Origin of the sequence: Streptomyces sp. NBC_00878 (assembly GCF_026341515.1) — a bacterium.
Lineage (GTDB): Bacteria > Actinomycetota > Actinomycetes > Streptomycetales > Streptomycetaceae > Streptomyces.
Genome location: NZ_JAPEOK010000001.1, coordinates 6,978,674 through 6,994,989 on the forward strand (window position 1 = coordinate 6,978,674; position 16,316 = coordinate 6,994,989).

Sequence of the window (16,316 nt, forward strand, 5' to 3'; positions counted from 1 at the left end):
CGCCCGCTGACGACTGCCGACGCGAGCGGTGGACGTCCGCTGATGATCACCGACGCGACCGGCGGACGCCCGCTGCGAGTGTCGAGCCATGACCCGCACCGCACCGCAACGGGCCACCACCGGCTGGATACCGCTGGCGGTTCTGGCCACGGCCCAGTTCCTGGTCGTGCTGAGCACGTCGATCGTGAACGTCGCCCTGCCCCAGATCCGGGCCGGGCTCGATCTGTCGGACACGGGCCAGGCGTGGACGGTCAACGCCTACGTACTGGTCTTCGGCGCGCTGCTGCTGCCGGGCGGGCGCGCAGGCGACGTATACGGCCTTCGCCGCGTGTTCCTGCTCGGCATCGGCCTGTTCGCCCTCTCCTCCCTGGGCGCGGCACTGGCGCCCACGGCGACCGTGCTGATCGCCTGCAGGGCAGTGCAGGGAATCGGTGCCGCGCTGCTGGCGCCCACGGCGCTGGCCCTCGTACTGACGCTCTATCCCGACAGGGAGCGGCGTGGCACCGCGCTCGGAGTCTGGGGCGCGGTCTCCGGTGCCGGCGGGGCGGCGGGCGTGCTGCTGAGCGGGCTGCTCACCAGCCTGTACGGCTGGCGTGCGGTGTTCGTCGTGATGGTGCCCCTCGCCCTGGCCGTCCTGGTGGCCACCTGGCTGCTGGTCGGGGCCGACCGGCCACGCGGCGGAAGCCTGGACGCGCCGGGCGCGGTGACGGTGACGGCGGGGCTGGTCGCGCTCACGTACGGCCTGTCGGGCCCTTGGCCGCTCGCCGTGATCGGTCTGGCCCTGCTCGGCCTGTTCGCGGTACTCCAGCGCCGCGCCGCCGACCCGCTGCTGCCGGCGCGCATGAGCGTGGTGGCGGTGCCCAACGTGCTGATGGCCCTGCTGGGCGCGGTCTGGCTCGGCCTGTTCTACTTCCTGCCCCTCTACCAGCAGCGCACCCTCGGCTACTCGCCCCTGGAAGCCGGGCTGACCCAGCTTCCCCTCGCCCTCATGGTCACCCTCTCGTCGTGGGCCACCGGCAAAGTCTCCGGCCGCCAGGTGCTCCCCGTGGGCCTGCTGGTCCTCGCGGCCGGACTGGCCTGGCTCTCCCGGACCCCGGCCGACGGCACCTTCCCCGTGGACCTGCTCGGCCCGACGCTCCTCATCGGCATCGGGCTGGGGGTGGCCTTCGTCCGGCTCACCGCGATGTCCGCCACGGGCGTCCCGGCCGCCGACAACGGCCTGGCCGGCGGGCTGGTCAACGCCACCCGGCAGATCGGCGGAGCCATCGGCCTGTCCTTCCTGACCCTGCTCCCCTCCTTCGGCGCGGCCTTCCTGGCCTGCGCCGCCCTGACCCTGCTCATCTCCGCCCTCTCGACTCTCTCGACGCGAAAGACATGACCATGACCCTGGACAAGCCGTACATCAGCGGCCACTTCACCCCCGTCACCGACGAGATCACCGGCCGCGAGCTGAAGGTACGCGGCACCCTCCCGCCCGAGCTGAACGGCCGCTACTTCCGCAACGGTCACAACCCCAAACCGGGCATCACCCCCTCCCACTGGTTCCGCGGCGAGGGCATGATCCACGGCGTCCGCCTCACGGGCGGCCGGGCCGAGTGGTACCGCAACCGCTGGGTGAAGACCCCGTACCTGGACGGTGTGCCGTTCACCGGGACCGAGCTCGACGTCAGCGCCGCCGCCACCAACATCATCTTCCACGGGGGCCGCTACCTGGCCCTTCAGGAGGCCAACCTGCCCTGGGAGGTCAGCGCCGACCTCGACACGATCGGCGTCCACGACTTCGGCGGCAAGCTCACCAGCGCCATGACCGCCCACCCCAAGGAGGACCCGGAGACCGGCGAGCTGCACTTCTTCAGCTACAGCCCCTTCCCGCCGTACCTGACCTACTACGTGGCCGACGCCTCCGGCGACATCGTCAAGTCGGAGGTCGTCGACGGCTCCGGCCCGTCGCTCATGCACGACTTCGCCATCACCCGCGAGCACGCCGTCTTCATCAACTCGCCGGTGGTCTTCGACCACGCCGAGCACTCCGGCATCCCCTACCGCTGGCATGACGACGTCCCGCTGCGCATCGGCGTGATGCCGCGCGCCGGGGGCAGGACCACGTGGTTCGAGGTGGCCGACCAGGCGGCGCTGTTGCACGTCACGAACGCCTACACCGACGCGCGGGGCCGGATCGTCCTCGAAGCACCGTGCTTCGACCGTTCCGCCTGGGAGAGCTCGTGGAAGTGGTGGGTCGGCGCTCCCGGCTACGGCACCAGCCCCGACGCCGGCTCGACCTTCTACCGGTGGATCATGGACCCGGCCACGGGCAAGGCGACCACCGAGTCCCTCAACGACCTGGCCACCGAGTTCCCGTCGATCAACGATGCCCACACCGGTTCGGCCTACCGCTACAGCTACGCCATCGCCTTCCCCGGCGCGGGCCTGTCGGGCTACCACACCGTCAAGTTCGACACGCAGACCGGCGAGCAGAAGCTGCACACGCACGGCGAGGGCCGGATGCCCGGCGAGGCCGTCTTCGCGCCCGCCGAGGGCGGGACCGCCGAGGACGACGGCTACCTGCTCACCATCGTCAGCGACCTCACGGCCGACGCCTCGGAGCTGCTCGTCCTGGACGCGAGCGACCTGAGCACCGTGGCCGCCGTCGAACTCCCCCGCAGGGTGCCCGCCGGCATCCACGGCCACTGGATCCCCGACTCCGAGATACCCGCCTGACCCGCCCCAGCCGCCCGGGCCGCCGTTGACTCCCCGCGGCGGCCCGGGCCCCGGCACCACCCTCCACTGGGTAGCCGGTAGCCGGTAGCCGGTAGCCGGTAGCCGGTAGCCGGACACGACGGTGGGGCGGCACCGGTCCGCCCCACCACATCCCCGTTGTCCAGCTCGGTCGCTCAGCTCAGCGCAGGAACGACCCGAAGTGCGCGTCCGTGGCGGGCGCCGAGAGGTCACCGGCGCCGAACGCGAAGGACGACTTCGCGGTGAGGCCGGTCGCCGTGCCGCGCAGCACCCAGACCGCGCCGTTCTCGCTGTTCTCGGCCGTGGAACCGGCCGCGAGGTCGAGGTGGCCGTCGCCGTTGACGTCCAGGAGCGCGCTGCTCACGCCGAACCGGTCCTTGATCTCGGCGACTCCGGGTACACCGGCGGTGTTCTGGTGGAAGACCTGCGCTCCGGCACCCGTGACACCGGAGGCGCTGCCGTGCACGAGGGCGACCGAGCCGGTGTCGAGGACCGTGCCGACGTCCTCGCCGGGTATGCCGAGGGCGATGTCGGCGAAGCCGTCACCCGTGACGTCCGCGACCGAGACCGTGGTGCCGAGGCCGTCACCCTCCTCCTCGACGCCGGGGAAGCCGGGCAGGTCCTGGTCGAAGGTCTGGACGCGGTCCTCGGACAGGCCGGAGGCCGAACCGAGGGCGACCCGCGCCTTGCCGTCCCCGTTGCTGCCGACCACCACGTCGTCGAACTTGTCGCCGTTCACGTCCCCGACGCCGGTGCCCGCGTCGAGCCCGGCGTTCGGGACCCAGCCGCTGGTGAAGCCCGTGCTGCCGCCGCCGAGCAGTAGACGGCTGCCCCAGACGCCGTCGCCCGAGTACCGCAGCATGACGATGTCGTCCTTGCCGTCACCGTTGACGTCGCCGGCCTGGGTGGAGCGGACGGGACCGCTGATCGAGTCGCCGTCCTCCTCGCAGCCGCCGTTGGTGGCGCAGGAGGCGTCGTCGGCTCCGTAGCCCCACCACAGGGACTTGTCCAGGACTGGGAGGGTGGCGGTCGGCTTTCCGGCCCGTGTGACCGGGCCCTTCCACACGGTGGCGGCGCCGCTCGGCGGGTCGTCGCCCGCGACGTTCTGCAGGGCGAACAGGGCGAGGTCCGTCTTGCCGTCGCCGTCGAAGTCGCCGGCCTGGGGGGACTGCCCGTACCCGGCTATGGCCGTACCGCCGGTGAGTCCGGAGGCGGAGCCCCACAGGACGACGGAGCCGGCCTTGCCGCCCGCTATCACCAGGTCGCTGAAGCCGTCGCCGTCCAGGTCGCCCTTGGTGAAGGAGGCCCCGAAGCGCTCGCTCGCGGTGGCGGAGCCGGGAACGCCGGCGGTCGAGCGGCTGATGAGCTTCTTCTTCGCGGGGGAGATCCCGGTGGCGGAGCCGTACGTGACGGCCACATACCCCGCCTTGGCCTTGCTGGACACCGTGGCGTCCGGGGCGGCCACGACCAGGTCGGCGAATCCGTCGCCGTTGAAGTCGTCCTGCGCGTCCGCGGACCCTTGGGCGGCCTGGGCCGAGGCCCCGGTCAGGGCCCAGGCGCCGAATCCTCCGGCGAGCAGCACCGCGGCTGCCAGGGGTGCGGTGAGGCGCGCGGTACGGGTTCTGCGGTGTGCTCGGGACATACGGGGAACCTTTCGAGTCGGTCTGGTCCTGCACGCGGAATCACGCGTTCAGGGAGTTCGACTCGGGCGGGGCGCCCCCAGTTGTACGCCTCAATGTCATGGATTTGTAACCGAGGGGACAGGTGTGGCGCTGAACTCCCTTACTGTCACAGGGAGTTCAGCGCAGGTCACCGTCGGTCTACATCGTGGGTCTGCATCATCGGCCTACCAGATCGCCTCGACCCACTCGGGGTGGTCGATGAACGGGTTCCGGTTGCCCTGGTAGTTCGAGTAGATGAGCTCGTTGCGGCGCTCTTCGAACGCGCTGGGCGGGTCCTGCACGTTCCACTGCTTCAGGACCGAGAGGCGGCCGTGGTAGGGGACGCTGCCGTTGGTGACGGCGTCGTTGGGCTCCAGGTCGTCCCAGGCGTCGTCGCCCTCGTACCGGACGGCCATGTAGAGGATCATGCGGGCCACGTCGCCCTTGACGGCGCTGCGGGGCTCGAAGGAGTTCGAGTCGGTGAGGCTGCCGCCGCTGTTGGTGAAGCTGCTGCCGCCGTTGTCGAAGTCCTTGTTGCCGCGGATGCTGTTGACCTGGACGTCCTCGGGGCGCAGGTGGTGCAGGTCCGTGCCGGGGCCGGCGGAGGTGCCGAAGTCGCCGTGGGACTGGGCCCACGTGTGCTCGCGGTTCCAGTTGCCGGTCGCGCCGCCGTTGAGGGTCTTGCTGCGCGAGATGCCGGAGTACAGCAGGACCACGTTGCTGCTGTTGTTCGGGTCCTGGTCGGTGACCTTGAGCGCGTTCCAGACCGCGGAGTACGAGATCGCGGTCTGGTCGCTGATGATCGTGTGCAGCGAGCTCTTGAGGGCCGTGCCGGTCTTGCCGATCGCGCTCGCGTAGTACGTGTCGTCGAACGCGGTGGTCGTGGCCGCGGCGGGGGTCGCGGCGACCGTCGGGAGGGTGATGCCGACGAGAGCGCCGGAAACGCCTACCGCCAGCGCCTTCCATCTGCCTATCTGCGCAACGGACATGGGGGTGCCCTTTCCCGGGAACGGCACGCGCCGTGACGCGGGGTCCTACTCAACAGGCCCGCGTTCTACGCGTGTTGACACTTCGGTCAATCGGGAGAGTGACATGGACATGGGGTCGGCGGTGTAACCGGGAGGGGGCGTTTGTGTGACGTTCTCGCATACGGCACAACCCCTGGCCGTTCCCGGTCCAGGGGTTGCGCAACGCGAGGGTTCTCCCCAATTGGGGGAGGGTTGACCCTAGTTGACGTCCGAGGCGTCCAGGCGGTAGAGCGCCTGGGTGTTCTGCGCGTCGGAGCTGTCAGAGCTCTCGGAGTCGGTGGAGGAGTCGGACGACGCGTCGCCGTACTCGCTCGCCTTCACCGCCGTGGCGTGCTCCTGCACCCACGCGGTCACCTCGGAGCTGGCGCTGTCGCCGCCGCCCATGCCACCGCCGCCTCCGCCCATGCCTCCGCCGAGCACGATGTAGTGCAGCTCGCCCTTCTTCACGAGCTCCTTCAGCTTGGCGAGGGTCATGGCCTTGTCGCTGCCGGACCAGCCCCACATCGAGATGACGGGCTGCTTGGTGCTGACGATCAACTGGGCCGCGCTCTGCGAACTGGACACCGCCACCAGCCACTTGGCGCCGTCGCGGTGCTTCTCCAGGTACGTGACCATCGCGCTGTCGGCGCCACCGCCGGGCCCGCCGCCCATGCCGCCACCGCCGCCCATGCCACCGGGGCGGGAGGTGGCGTTGCCGCCCTGCTCGCCGGTGCCCGCGGTGCCGTTCGGCGGGGTGCCGGTCTGGCCGCCACCCTGCTCTTGCCCGTTGGGCTGCTGGCCGCTGGGGGCGCCACTGGGCGGCGTACCCATCTGACCGCCGCCCGGTGCCTCGCCACCGGCTTGCTGGTTGCCTTGCTGCTGGCCGCCCGGGGCCTGGCCGCCGCCGGGGAAGCCACCACGCCCCCCGCCGCCACCGCCGCCGGGTCCGCCGCCCATGCCGCCACCCGTGCTGGGTCCGGCCGTCGGGTTCGTACCGCTCATGCCGCCGCTCGAACCCGCTGTCACCGAGGCCGCGTACGCGGTCGGACCGGCCAGGGAGGCGGCGACGGCCGCGGTCACGGCGACGGCGAGCAGCCGTACGCGCCGCCCGGACCGGAAGAGGAAGAGCCCGGCGATCGCCAGGACCATCACCGCGGCGATGGTCGGCCACAGCCAGGAGTTCCAGCCGGAGGCCCGGCGCAGCAGCACGACGGCCCAGATGCCGGTGACGGCGAACGCGGCGGGCAGGACCCACAGCCACTTCTTGTCGGTCCGGAAGGCGTGCAGGAGCATCAGCCCGCCGCCTCCGCACAGCGCCGCGATGCCGGGGGCGAGGGCGGTCGTGTAGTACGGGTGCATCGTGCCCTCGGCGAGGCTGAAGGTCAGGTAGTGCAGCGCGGTCCAGCCGCCCCACAGCACCAGCGCGGCCCGCGTCGGATCCGTACGAGGAACGCGACCGCGCAGGACGAGGCCGCCGACGAGCGCGACGCCGGCGAAGGGGAGCAGCCAGGAGATCTGGCCGCCGAGCACCTCGTTGAACATCCGGCCGATACCGGCGGTCCCGGAGAAGCCGCCTCCGCCACCGCCACCGCCTCCACCGCCGCCGTTGCCCTCGCCGCCGAGGACACGGCCCAGGCCGTTGTAGCCCATGATCAGGTCCCAGGCGGTGCCGTCCGTCGACCCGCCGATGTACGGCCGGTCGGCGGCGGGCACCAGCGACACGGCCGCCGCCCACCAGAAGCTGGAGACGACGAGGGCGACTCCGGCGATCGCGAGGTTGCGTATCCGGCGCAGCAGTCCGCCCTGGGCCGCGTACAGGTAGACGGCGAAGACGGCGGGCAGGGCGATGTAGCCCTGGAGCATCTTGGTGTTGAAGGCGAGGCCGAAGCAGACGGCCGAGCCGACGAGCGGCAGCAGCCTGCCGTTGTGGACGGCGCGCAGGGCCAGGGCGGCGCCCGCGACCATCAGGAAGACGAGCAGTGTGTCCGGGTTGTTGTCGCGGTTGATGGCGACGGTGATCGGGGTGAGGGCGAGCACGAGCGCGGCGACGGCCGCGGCGCCGTGGCCCCAGACCCGCTTGACCGACGCGTGCAGGATCCAGATCGTGCCGAGGGCGGAGGCGACCAGCGGCAGCATCATCTGCCAGGTGCCGAATCCGAAGACCCGGCAGGACAGCCCCATCACCATCAGGACGAAGGGGGGCTTGTCGACGGTCATGAAGTTCCCCGCGTCCAACGACCCGAAGAACCACGCCTTCCAGCTCTGCGTACCGCTGAACACGGCGGCGCTGTAGAAGCTGTTCAGGCTGGACGAGGAGAAGTTCCAGGAGTACAGCACCCCGGCCAGAACCATGATCGCGATCAGCGCGGGGAGGGACCAGCGGGGTGGCTTCCCGGGGTGCGCGCCGGTCTCGGCGGGGGGCGGGGAGGCGGCGGCCCGGTCTGCCGCGGGGGCGGCCGGGGCGGCCTCGGGGGCGTGGGGGTACGGATCGGTGGCAGATGTCACGCGTGCATCGTGCGAGGGCGGTGTGGGCGAGGGCTGTGGCGAACCTGGGGCCCGGCTGTGAGTGGGGGAAGGGCGCTCCCATGGAAGCGTATGAACACGTAAAGGCGTGGACGGTCACGGAGGACGGGCGTTTGACGGGCTGAGATCAACAAGTGAACGACGGGTCGCCCACGTGCGGCGGGTCGCCCAGGCGTAGACGCGGCTCATGCATGTGGCCCAGGCATGTGGCTGGCGCATGTGGCTGATGCCTGTACAACCTCCGACCATCCTTATGAGTCAAGGGAGTTGAGTGCGCCGAGGCGCGCTCGTGTACGTACCCAAGGGATGGAAAGAGTCGATGAATCACCGGATGTCCCGGCGTACCCGTGCACTCTGCACGGATCGCGGCGCCGGGGTCCCAGTGCCGCTCACCGCGAAGCGCCGTACCCCCACCAGCACCCCGCAGGAGACCCTCCCGGCGGTGCCGACTACATGATCATCTGGCTGAACGGCGCCTTCGGAGCCGGCAAGACCACGACCGCCAAGGAACTCACCACCCTCCTCCCGGACGCCAGGCTCTTCGACCCGGAACAGGTCGGCTACATGCTCTGGCACGTCCTGGGAAAGCCCGCGCACGACTTCCAGGAGTTCCCGCCGTGGCGGGGGCTGGTGGTGGAGACCGCACGTCAGGTGCTCGACCATGTGGGCGGCACGCTGGTCGTTCCGCAGACCGTGCTGGAGAAGCCGTACTGGCGTGAGATCCGCACGGGACTGGTCCAAGCCGGCATTCCCTTACGCCACTTCGTCCTGCACGCCGGTCACAACACGCTGGTCCAGCGCATCCAGAACGACACGGACCCGGAGGGCATCGGAGCCCGCCGACGGCGCCTCGACCACCTCGACGACTACGACCACGCCCTGCTCTGGCTGCGCCGGGAAGCGGAACTGATCGACACGACCGACAGCCCACCGCCCACAGTCGCGAAACAGATCATGGGGATGATCCGGACCCCGTAGACGGCCCCCGCGAAGCCTGACCCGTTCGGAGCCCCGCCCCTCCCCCTGACGGGACCCGGCCGGTTGCCACCCACCGGCCGGAGGGGACGCGGCGGGATGTGTGTCCGCAGCGTACGACGACACGAGAACGCAGCAACCGTGCGGCAACCGCGCTTTACGTCACCGGCTGCGGACACACATCCCGCCGCGCCCCCGCCACCCACCAACCGACCGCAACCCCCACCCACCCAGGGGCGCGGGGAACTGCGCGACCAGCCCCCACCCACCCGCACCCGAACACGCCCCCGCCCCGCCCCCGCCCCCCAACCTCCGGACAAATGGCGCCCGCCCTTAACCCCCACCCCCTACCGTGACGCCATGCGCCTGACACCACTCCTCGCTACCGTCACGGCCGCCCTGGCGGCAGCCACCTGCCTCACCGCGGCAGCACCCGCGAACGCCCGCCCCGCCAAGGCCTGTTCGCCCTCCGTCTCCATCGAGCGCTTCTCCGACGCGCTCGACAAGACGACGTACGAGGGCACGTTCGTCGGGAACTTCTCCGCGCTCGCCGTGGACCGTGACGGCCGGATCGCCGCGGTCTCCGACCGCTCCGCCCTGTTCACGCTGGACCGCAAGACCCTCCGACCCACCTCCGTCGTCCCGCTCGCCGACGAGACCGGTGCCGCGCTCGACTCCGAGGGCCTGGCCGTGGACGGCGACGGCACCCGCCTGGTCGCCTCCGAGACCGAGCCCTCCATCCGTCGCTACGCCCGCGACGGCCGCATCCTCGACCGCCTCCCCGTACCGGACGCGCTCAGGGTCGCCCCCGCGGGCCGCGCCACCACGAACCAGACCTTCGAGGGGCTCACCTTCCTCCCCGGCCCCGGCCGCCGCACCCTGCTCGCTGCCATGGAGGGCTCCCTCGCGGGAGACACCACCGGCATCGTCCGCTTCCAGACCTGGGAGCGGCACCGGGGCCACTTCACCACCGCCGCCCAGTACGGCTACCGCACCGACACCGGTCTGAACGTCTCCGAGACCACGGCCACCCCCGACGGCCGCCTCCTCGTCCTGGAACGCGGCTTCACCGCGGGCGTCGGCAACACGGTCCGCCTCTACCTCGCCGACCCGCGCCGTGCCACGGACACGTCCGCCATCGACAAGCTGACCGGCCAGAGCGGCGTACGCCTCGTCCCCAAGACCCTGCTCGCCGACCTCGTGAACTGTCCTTCACTCGGCGCCCAGGCCAAGCAGCCCCAGCCCAACCCCCTCCTCGACAACATCGAGGGCCTCGCCGTCACCGGCAGCCGCCACGGCCGCCTGAACCTGCTTCTGGTCAGCGACGACAACCAGAACCCGGCCCAGATCACCCGCTTCTACTCCCTCCGGGTCCGCCTCTGATCACCGCCCCGGACGTGGCCCCGATTGTTGCGGAGGGATGAAATCACCTCCCGTCCGCGTTAGTGCCTTCCGGACGATCAGGACCGACTGACCGTCTGACCGACTGGGACGGATGGAAGGCACTCGTGGCGACGCAGCGGGGATGGGCACGACGGCTGGCCGGGTACGCCTGGCGGTACCCGAAGGACGTCGTGCTCGCGCTGGGCTCCTCGCTCGGGGGCATGGCCGTCATGGCCCTGGTCCCGCTGGTCACCAAGGTGATCATCGACGACGTCGTCGGGGACCACACCCGGGGCATGGCCCCCTGGGCCGCCACGCTGATCGGCGCCGGAGTCGTCGTTTACGTCCTCACCTTCATCCGCCGCTACTACGGCGGTCGCCTCGCGCTCGACGTCCAGCACGACCTGCGTACGGACATGTACGACACGATCACCCGCCTCGACGGCCGACGCCAGGACGAGCTGTCGACCGGCCAGGTCGTGGGCCGTGCCACCAGCGACCTCCAGCTCATCCAGGGCCTGCTCTTCATGCTCCCGATGACGGTCGGGAACGTACTCCTCTTCGTGATCTCCCTCGTGATCATGGCCTGGCTGTCGCTGCCCCTCACCCTGGTGGCCCTCGCCGTCGCCCCCGCCCTGTGGGTCATCGCCAAACGCAGCCGCTCCAAGCTCCATCCCGCGACCTGGTACGCCCAGGCGCAGGCGGCGGCCGTGGCGGGCGTCGTGGACGGCGCGGTCAGCGGCGTACGCGTGGTCAAGGGCTTCGGCCAGGAGGACCAGGAGACCGGCAAGCTCCGCGAGATCGGCCGCAGGCTCTTCGCGGGCCGCCTGCGCACGATCCGCCTGAACTCCAAGTACACCCCGGCCCTCCAGGCGGTCCCGGCGCTCGGCCAGGTCGCCATGCTGGCCCTCGGCGGCTGGCTGGCGGTCAAGGGCCAGATCACCCTCGGCACCTTCGTGGCCTTCTCCGCCTACCTCGCCCAGCTCGTCGGCCCCGTCCGGATGCTCGCCGTGGTCCTCACGGTCGGCCAGCAGGCCCGCGCCGGCGCCGAGCGCGTCCTGGAGCTGATCGACACCCGGCCGTCGATCGAGGACGGCACGAAACCCCTGCCGCCCATGGCTCCCGCGACCGTCGAGTTCGACGACGTGTCCTTCGCCTACGACGACAACCGCCCGGTCCTGGACGGCCTCTCCTTCGAGATCCGCGCGGGCGAGACCCTCGCGGTCGTCGGCTCCTCCGGGTCCGGCAAGTCCACGGTCTCCCTCCTGCTGCCCCGCTTCTACGACGTGACCGGGGGCGCGGTCCTCATCGGCGGCCACGACGTGCGCGAGCTGACCCTCGACTCGCTGCGGGCCGCGATCGGCCTCGTCCCCGAGGACTCCTTCCTCTTCTCGGACACCGTCCGCGCCAACATCGCGTACGGCCGTCCCGAGGCCACGCGGGAGGAAATCGAGAAGGCGGCCCGGGCCGCCCAGGCGGACCGCTTCATCGCCGCCCTGCCCGACGGCTACGACACCAAGGTCGGCGAGCACGGCCTCACCCTCTCCGGCGGCCAGCGCCAGCGGGTGGCCCTGGCCCGCGCGATCCTCACCGACCCCCGCCTGCTGGTCCTGGACGACGCCACCTCGGCCGTGGACGCCCGCGTGGAACACGAGATCCACGAGGCCCTCAAGCAGGTCATGGCGGACCGCACCACACTCCTCATCGCCCACCGCCGCTCCACCCTGAACCTCGCCGACCGCATCGCGGTCCTCGACGAGGGCCGCCTCGCCGACATCGGCACGCACCGGGAGCTGACCGAGCGCTCACCGCTCTACCGGCGCCTGCTCACCGACCCGGACGAGCTGGGCGGCGTCTCACCCGGTCACGCCCGGCCGTCCTGTCCGCAGGAGGACATGTCGGTACGGGACGAGCTGGACGCCGAGTTCGACGCCGAGCGGGGCGTCACCCCGCACCTGTGGACGGGCGACCGCGAGACCAAGAACGCCCGGGACGCAGCCCTCGACGGCTCGCCCGCGACCCCCGAACTCCTCGCCCAGGTCGACGCGTTGCCCCCGGCCACCGACATTCCCGAGATCGACGAGGCACGCGCGGTCACGCCGGAGGACTCGTACGGCCTGCGGCGTCTGCTGCGCGGCTTCGGGCTCCCACTCCTCGTCAGCCTCGGCCTGGTCGCCGTGGACGCGGGCATGGGCCTGCTGCTGCCGGTCCTGATCCGGCACGGCATCGACCAGGGCGTCTCCGAGGTCGCCCTCGGCGCCGTCTGGGCCGCGTCCGCCCTCGCCCTGGTGACCGTCATCGCCCAGTGGGTCGCGCAGACCGGCGAGATCCGCATGACCGGACGCACGGGCGAACGCGTCCTGTACGCACTGCGCCTGAAGATCTTCGCCCAGCTCCAGCGCCTCGGACTCGACTACTACGAGCGGGAGTTGACCGGCCGGATCATGACCCGGATGACGACCGACGTGGACGCGCTGTCCACGTTCCTCCAGACGGGCCTGGTCACCGCGTTCGTCTCGGTCGTCACCTTCTTCGGCATCCTGGTCGCCCTGCTGGTCATCGACGTGGGCCTCGCACTGGTCGTCTTCCTGACGCTGCCGCCGCTGATCATCGGCACGTTCTACTTCCGCCGGTCCAGCGTGAAGGCGTACGAACTCGCCCGTGAGCGCGTGTCCGTGGTCAACGCGGACCTCCAGGAGTCGGTGTCCGGGCTGCGGATCCTCCAGGCGTTCCGCCGCGAGGGCGCGGGCGGCAAGCGCTTCGCGGAGGGCAGCGACAGCTACCGCCAGGCCCGTATCCGCGGCCAGTGGCTGATCTCGGTCTACTTCCCGTTCGTACAGCTGCTGGCGTCGGTGGCGGCGGCCGCGGTGCTCGTCGTGGGCGCGGGCCGGGTCGACGCGGGCACGCTCACCACGGGCGCGCTGGTGGCGTACCTCCTCTACATCGACCTGTTCTTCGCGCCGGTGCAGCAGCTCTCGCAGGTCTTCGACGGCTACCAGCAGGCGACCGTCTCGCTCGGCCGCATCCAGGAGCTCCTCCAGGAGCCGACGTCGACGAAGGCTGCCGACGAGCCGCTCGAAGTCCTGTCCCTGCGAGGTGAGATCGCCTTCGAGGACGTGGACTTCGCGTACGGGGACGACGAAGAGGCCCTCAGCGAGGTCTCGTTGAGCATCCCGGCCGGGCAGACCGTCGCCTTCGTCGGCGAGACCGGCGCCGGAAAGTCGACCCTCGTCAAGCTCGTGGCCCGCTTCTACGACCCCACGGGCGGCCGGGTCACGGTCGACGGCACCGATCTGCGCTCCCTCGACCTCACGTCGTACCGCCACCGTCTGGGCGTCGTCCCGCAGGAGGCGTACCTCTTCCTGGGCACGGTCCGGGACGCCATCGCGTACGGCCGTCCGGACGCGACCGACGCCGAGGTGGAGGCGGCGGCCCGCACGGTCGGCGCGCACGACATGATCGCCACACTGGACGGCGGCTACCTCCACGAGGTCGCCGAGCGCGGCCGCAATCTCTCCGCCGGGCAGCGGCAGTTGATCGCGCTGGCCCGCGCGGAACTCGTCGACCCGGACATCCTGCTCCTCGACGAGGCCACCGCCGCCCTCGACCTGGCCACCGAGGCCCAGGTCAACCAGGCCACCGACCGCATCGCGGGCCGCCGTACGACCCTGGTGGTCGCCCACCGGCTGACCACGGCGGCCCGCGCGGACCGCGTCGTGGTCATGGCCGACGGCCGGGTCGCGGAGGACGGCACCCACGACGAACTGCTCGAACGCGGCGGCCGGTACGCGGAGTTGTGGCGGACGTTCGTGGGGGAGCCCGACCCGGACCCGGCCGCTACTGTCGCCACGTCGACGTGAGGTGACGTCGCCGGACGACGCAACCATTGGCCATACGCCAGGCGTCCGTACATCAGTACGCCGATTGCTGCGGCCGTGGAAGGGACACCAGTGGACATGGGCGTGATACGCCGACGTCTGGCGCTCGGTACTGCCCTGTTGGCCACGTCGGGGCTGCTGACCCTCGTGGGCCCCGGGGTGCGTGAGGCGTCCGCGGCGACCCCGTGCCCGGGGCGGAAGGTGCGCACGCTGACCTTCTCCACCGGATACGTGCAGGTTTACAAGAAGAGCGGCTACGTCTGCGCGGTGACCCGGCCCAAGACGGTGGGCGCCCGGAAGTACATGATGGTGAGCGTGCAGGCGCGGGGGAACCAACCGGTCCCCAACAAGGGGCAGTTCAAGAGGTTCGCGGGTCCGGTGAAGGTGCACGCCGGCAACCGCTGCGTGTGGATCAAGGGCGCCGTCGGCTCGGGCTCGGTGAGCACGGGCTGGATTCTCTGCTGAACGGCTGTGCCGAGCGGGTCTACTGAGCGGATCCACTCAGTAAACCCGTCTCCGCGGCCGAGTTGCGCGATCTTCGCGCCATTCTGTCCGTAATGCCACCAACATCCCCTGGTGCGACGCGAGTTGCTCCGCTAGGTTCCGGCGGACATCTGCGTATTCAGGGGAGAACGCATGCGCAAAACGCTCAGATGGCTGTTGTCTCTCGTGGTGCTGATAGGCACCGTGAGCACGGCCGGGGCGGCCACCGCCGCCCAGCCGGACGCCACCGGCACGAACGTCGTCACGGACGACGCCGCGGACATCAAGGACCGGCTCCTCGCGATACCGGGCATGAGCCTGGTCGAGGAGAAGCCCTACACCGGCTACCGCTTCTTCGTCCTCAACTACACCCAGCCCGTCGACCACCGGAAGCCGTCCAAGGGCACCTTCCAGCAGCGGATCACCATGCTGCACAAGGACACGGCCCGCCCGACGGTCTTCTTCACCGGCGGCTACAACGTCAACACGGCCCCGCGCCGCAGCGAGCCGACCCAGATCGTGGACGGCAACCAGATCTCGATGGAGTACCGCTTCTTCACTCCGTCCCGGCCCGCGCCGGCCGACTGGACCAAGCTGGACATCTGGCAGGCCGCCAGCGACCAGCACCGCATCTTCAAGGCGCTCAAGCCGATCTACGACAAGAAGTGGGTCTCCACCGGCGGTTCGAAGGGCGGCATGACCGCCACGTACTACGAGCGCTTCTACCCGCGTGACATGGACGGCGTCGTCGCGTACGTCGCCCCCAACGACGTGGTGAACAAGGAGGACTCGGCGTACGACCGCTTCTTCGCGAACGTCGGCACCAAGGAATGCCGCGACCGGCTGAACGCGGTGCAGCGCGAGGCGCTGGTGCGCCGCGAGCCGCTGGAGAAGAAGTACGAGGAGCTGGCCGCGGCCGAGGGCTACACCTTCACCACCGTCGGCAGCCTGGACAAGGCGTACGAGGCCGTCGTCCTCGACTACGTGTGGGGCTTCTGGCAGTACGCCCAGGCCGCCGACTGCGCCGAGGACGAGCTGATCCCGCCGGACGCCAAGACCGCGACCGACGACCAGATCTGGGACTCGGTCAACACGATCTCCGGCTTCTCGTTCTACACGGACCAGGGCCTGGAGCCGTACACGCCGTACTTCTACCAGGCGGCCACGCAGCTCGGCGCGCCGGACATCAACTTCCCGCACATCGAGAAGAAGTACATCCGCTACGGCTACCTGCCGCCGCGGAACTTCGTCCCGCGCGAGATCCCCACGAAGTTCCAGCCCAAGGCGATGCGCGACGTCGACTCGTGGGTCAAGCGCAACGCGAACCAGATGCTGTTCGTGTACGGCCAGAACGACCCGTGGGGCTCCGAGCCGTTCCACGTCGGCAAGGGCGCGCGTGACTCGTACGTCTTCACGGCCCCCGGCATGAACCACGGCGCCAACGTCGCGGGCCTCGTCCCCGACCAGAAGGCCCTCGCCACGGCCCGGATCCTGGAGTGGGCGGGCGTCGCCTCCGCCGCGGTCCAGGAGAACCCGGACAAGGCGAAGCCGCTGGCCAAGTACGACTCGAAGCTCGACAAGCGCAAGGTGGAGCGCGAGCTGCGGCCGTAACGGCAGCCAAGGGCACGCCACTTGATCACCACTGGATCGACCATGGTGTGACGGCGCGG

General features: G+C 70.7%; 10 protein-coding genes. 7 read left to right on the top strand and 3 right to left on the bottom strand.

Translation table 11 applies throughout. The features are described from left to right. Positions 1 to 88: 88 nt before the first annotated feature. Positions 89 to 1,378, top strand: coding sequence for an MFS transporter (locus OHA11_RS30350; protein ID WP_266501909.1), 1,290 nt, complete (start codon positions 89 to 91; stop codon positions 1,376 to 1,378). Then, positions 1,375 to 2,718 (top strand): carotenoid oxygenase family protein, encoded by a 1,344-nt coding sequence (locus tag OHA11_RS30355; RefSeq protein ID WP_323186711.1) that lies wholly within the window; start codon positions 1,375 to 1,377, stop codon positions 2,716 to 2,718. The genes OHA11_RS30350 and OHA11_RS30355 overlap by 4 nt, the downstream gene beginning before the upstream one ends. Positions 2,719 to 2,896: 178 nt before the next feature. Here OHA11_RS30355 and OHA11_RS30360 read toward each other — a convergent pair whose 3' ends face one another. From OHA11_RS30360 to OHA11_RS30370, 3 genes are all read right to left on the bottom strand, one after another. Then, positions 2,897 to 4,378 (bottom strand): FG-GAP and VCBS repeat-containing protein, encoded by a 1,482-nt coding sequence (locus OHA11_RS30360; RefSeq protein WP_266501911.1) that lies wholly within the window; start codon positions 4,376 to 4,378, stop codon positions 2,897 to 2,899. A 204-nt stretch (positions 4,379 to 4,582) separates the two neighbouring features. Beyond that, positions 4,583 to 5,386 carry an endonuclease I family protein gene (locus tag OHA11_RS30365; protein ID WP_266501913.1) on the bottom strand — a complete coding sequence of 268 codons (804 nt, stop codon included), beginning with the start codon at positions 5,384 to 5,386 and terminating at the stop codon, positions 4,583 to 4,585. A 237-nt stretch (positions 5,387 to 5,623) separates the two neighbouring features. Continuing rightward, positions 5,624 to 7,909, bottom strand: coding sequence for a glycosyltransferase family 39 protein (locus tag OHA11_RS30370; RefSeq protein WP_266501916.1), 2,286 nt, complete (start codon positions 7,907 to 7,909; stop codon positions 5,624 to 5,626). Positions 7,910 to 8,380: 471 nt separating this feature from the next. Here OHA11_RS30370 and OHA11_RS30375 point away from each other — a divergent pair, with 471 nt between their 5' ends. The 5 genes from OHA11_RS30375 to OHA11_RS30395 all read left to right on the top strand — a co-directional run bounded on the left by OHA11_RS30375 (position 8,381) and on the right by OHA11_RS30395 (position 16,257). After that, on the top strand, positions 8,381 to 8,905 hold the full coding sequence (locus OHA11_RS30375; protein WP_266501918.1) for an AAA family ATPase: 525 nt from the start codon (positions 8,381 to 8,383) through the stop codon (positions 8,903 to 8,905). A 357-nt stretch (positions 8,906 to 9,262) separates the two neighbouring features. After that, the gene (locus OHA11_RS30380) at positions 9,263 to 10,285 is read left to right on the top strand and encodes an esterase-like activity of phytase family protein (protein ID WP_266501920.1); all 1,023 of its coding nucleotides are present in this window, start codon (positions 9,263 to 9,265) and stop codon (positions 10,283 to 10,285) included. A gap of 125 nt (positions 10,286 to 10,410) precedes the next feature. Beyond that, positions 10,411 to 14,145 (top strand): ABC transporter ATP-binding protein, encoded by a 3,735-nt coding sequence (locus tag OHA11_RS30385; protein WP_266501922.1) that lies wholly within the window; start codon positions 10,411 to 10,413, stop codon positions 14,143 to 14,145. Positions 14,146 to 14,235: 90 nt separating this feature from the next. Further along, on the top strand, positions 14,236 to 14,628 hold the full coding sequence (locus OHA11_RS30390) for a hypothetical protein (RefSeq protein ID WP_266507578.1): 393 nt from the start codon (positions 14,236 to 14,238) through the stop codon (positions 14,626 to 14,628). Positions 14,629 to 14,799: 171 nt separating this feature from the next. Beyond that, positions 14,800 to 16,257 (top strand): S28 family serine protease, encoded by a 1,458-nt coding sequence (locus tag OHA11_RS30395; protein WP_266501924.1) that lies wholly within the window; start codon positions 14,800 to 14,802, stop codon positions 16,255 to 16,257. Positions 16,258 to 16,316 lie beyond the last annotated feature (59 nt).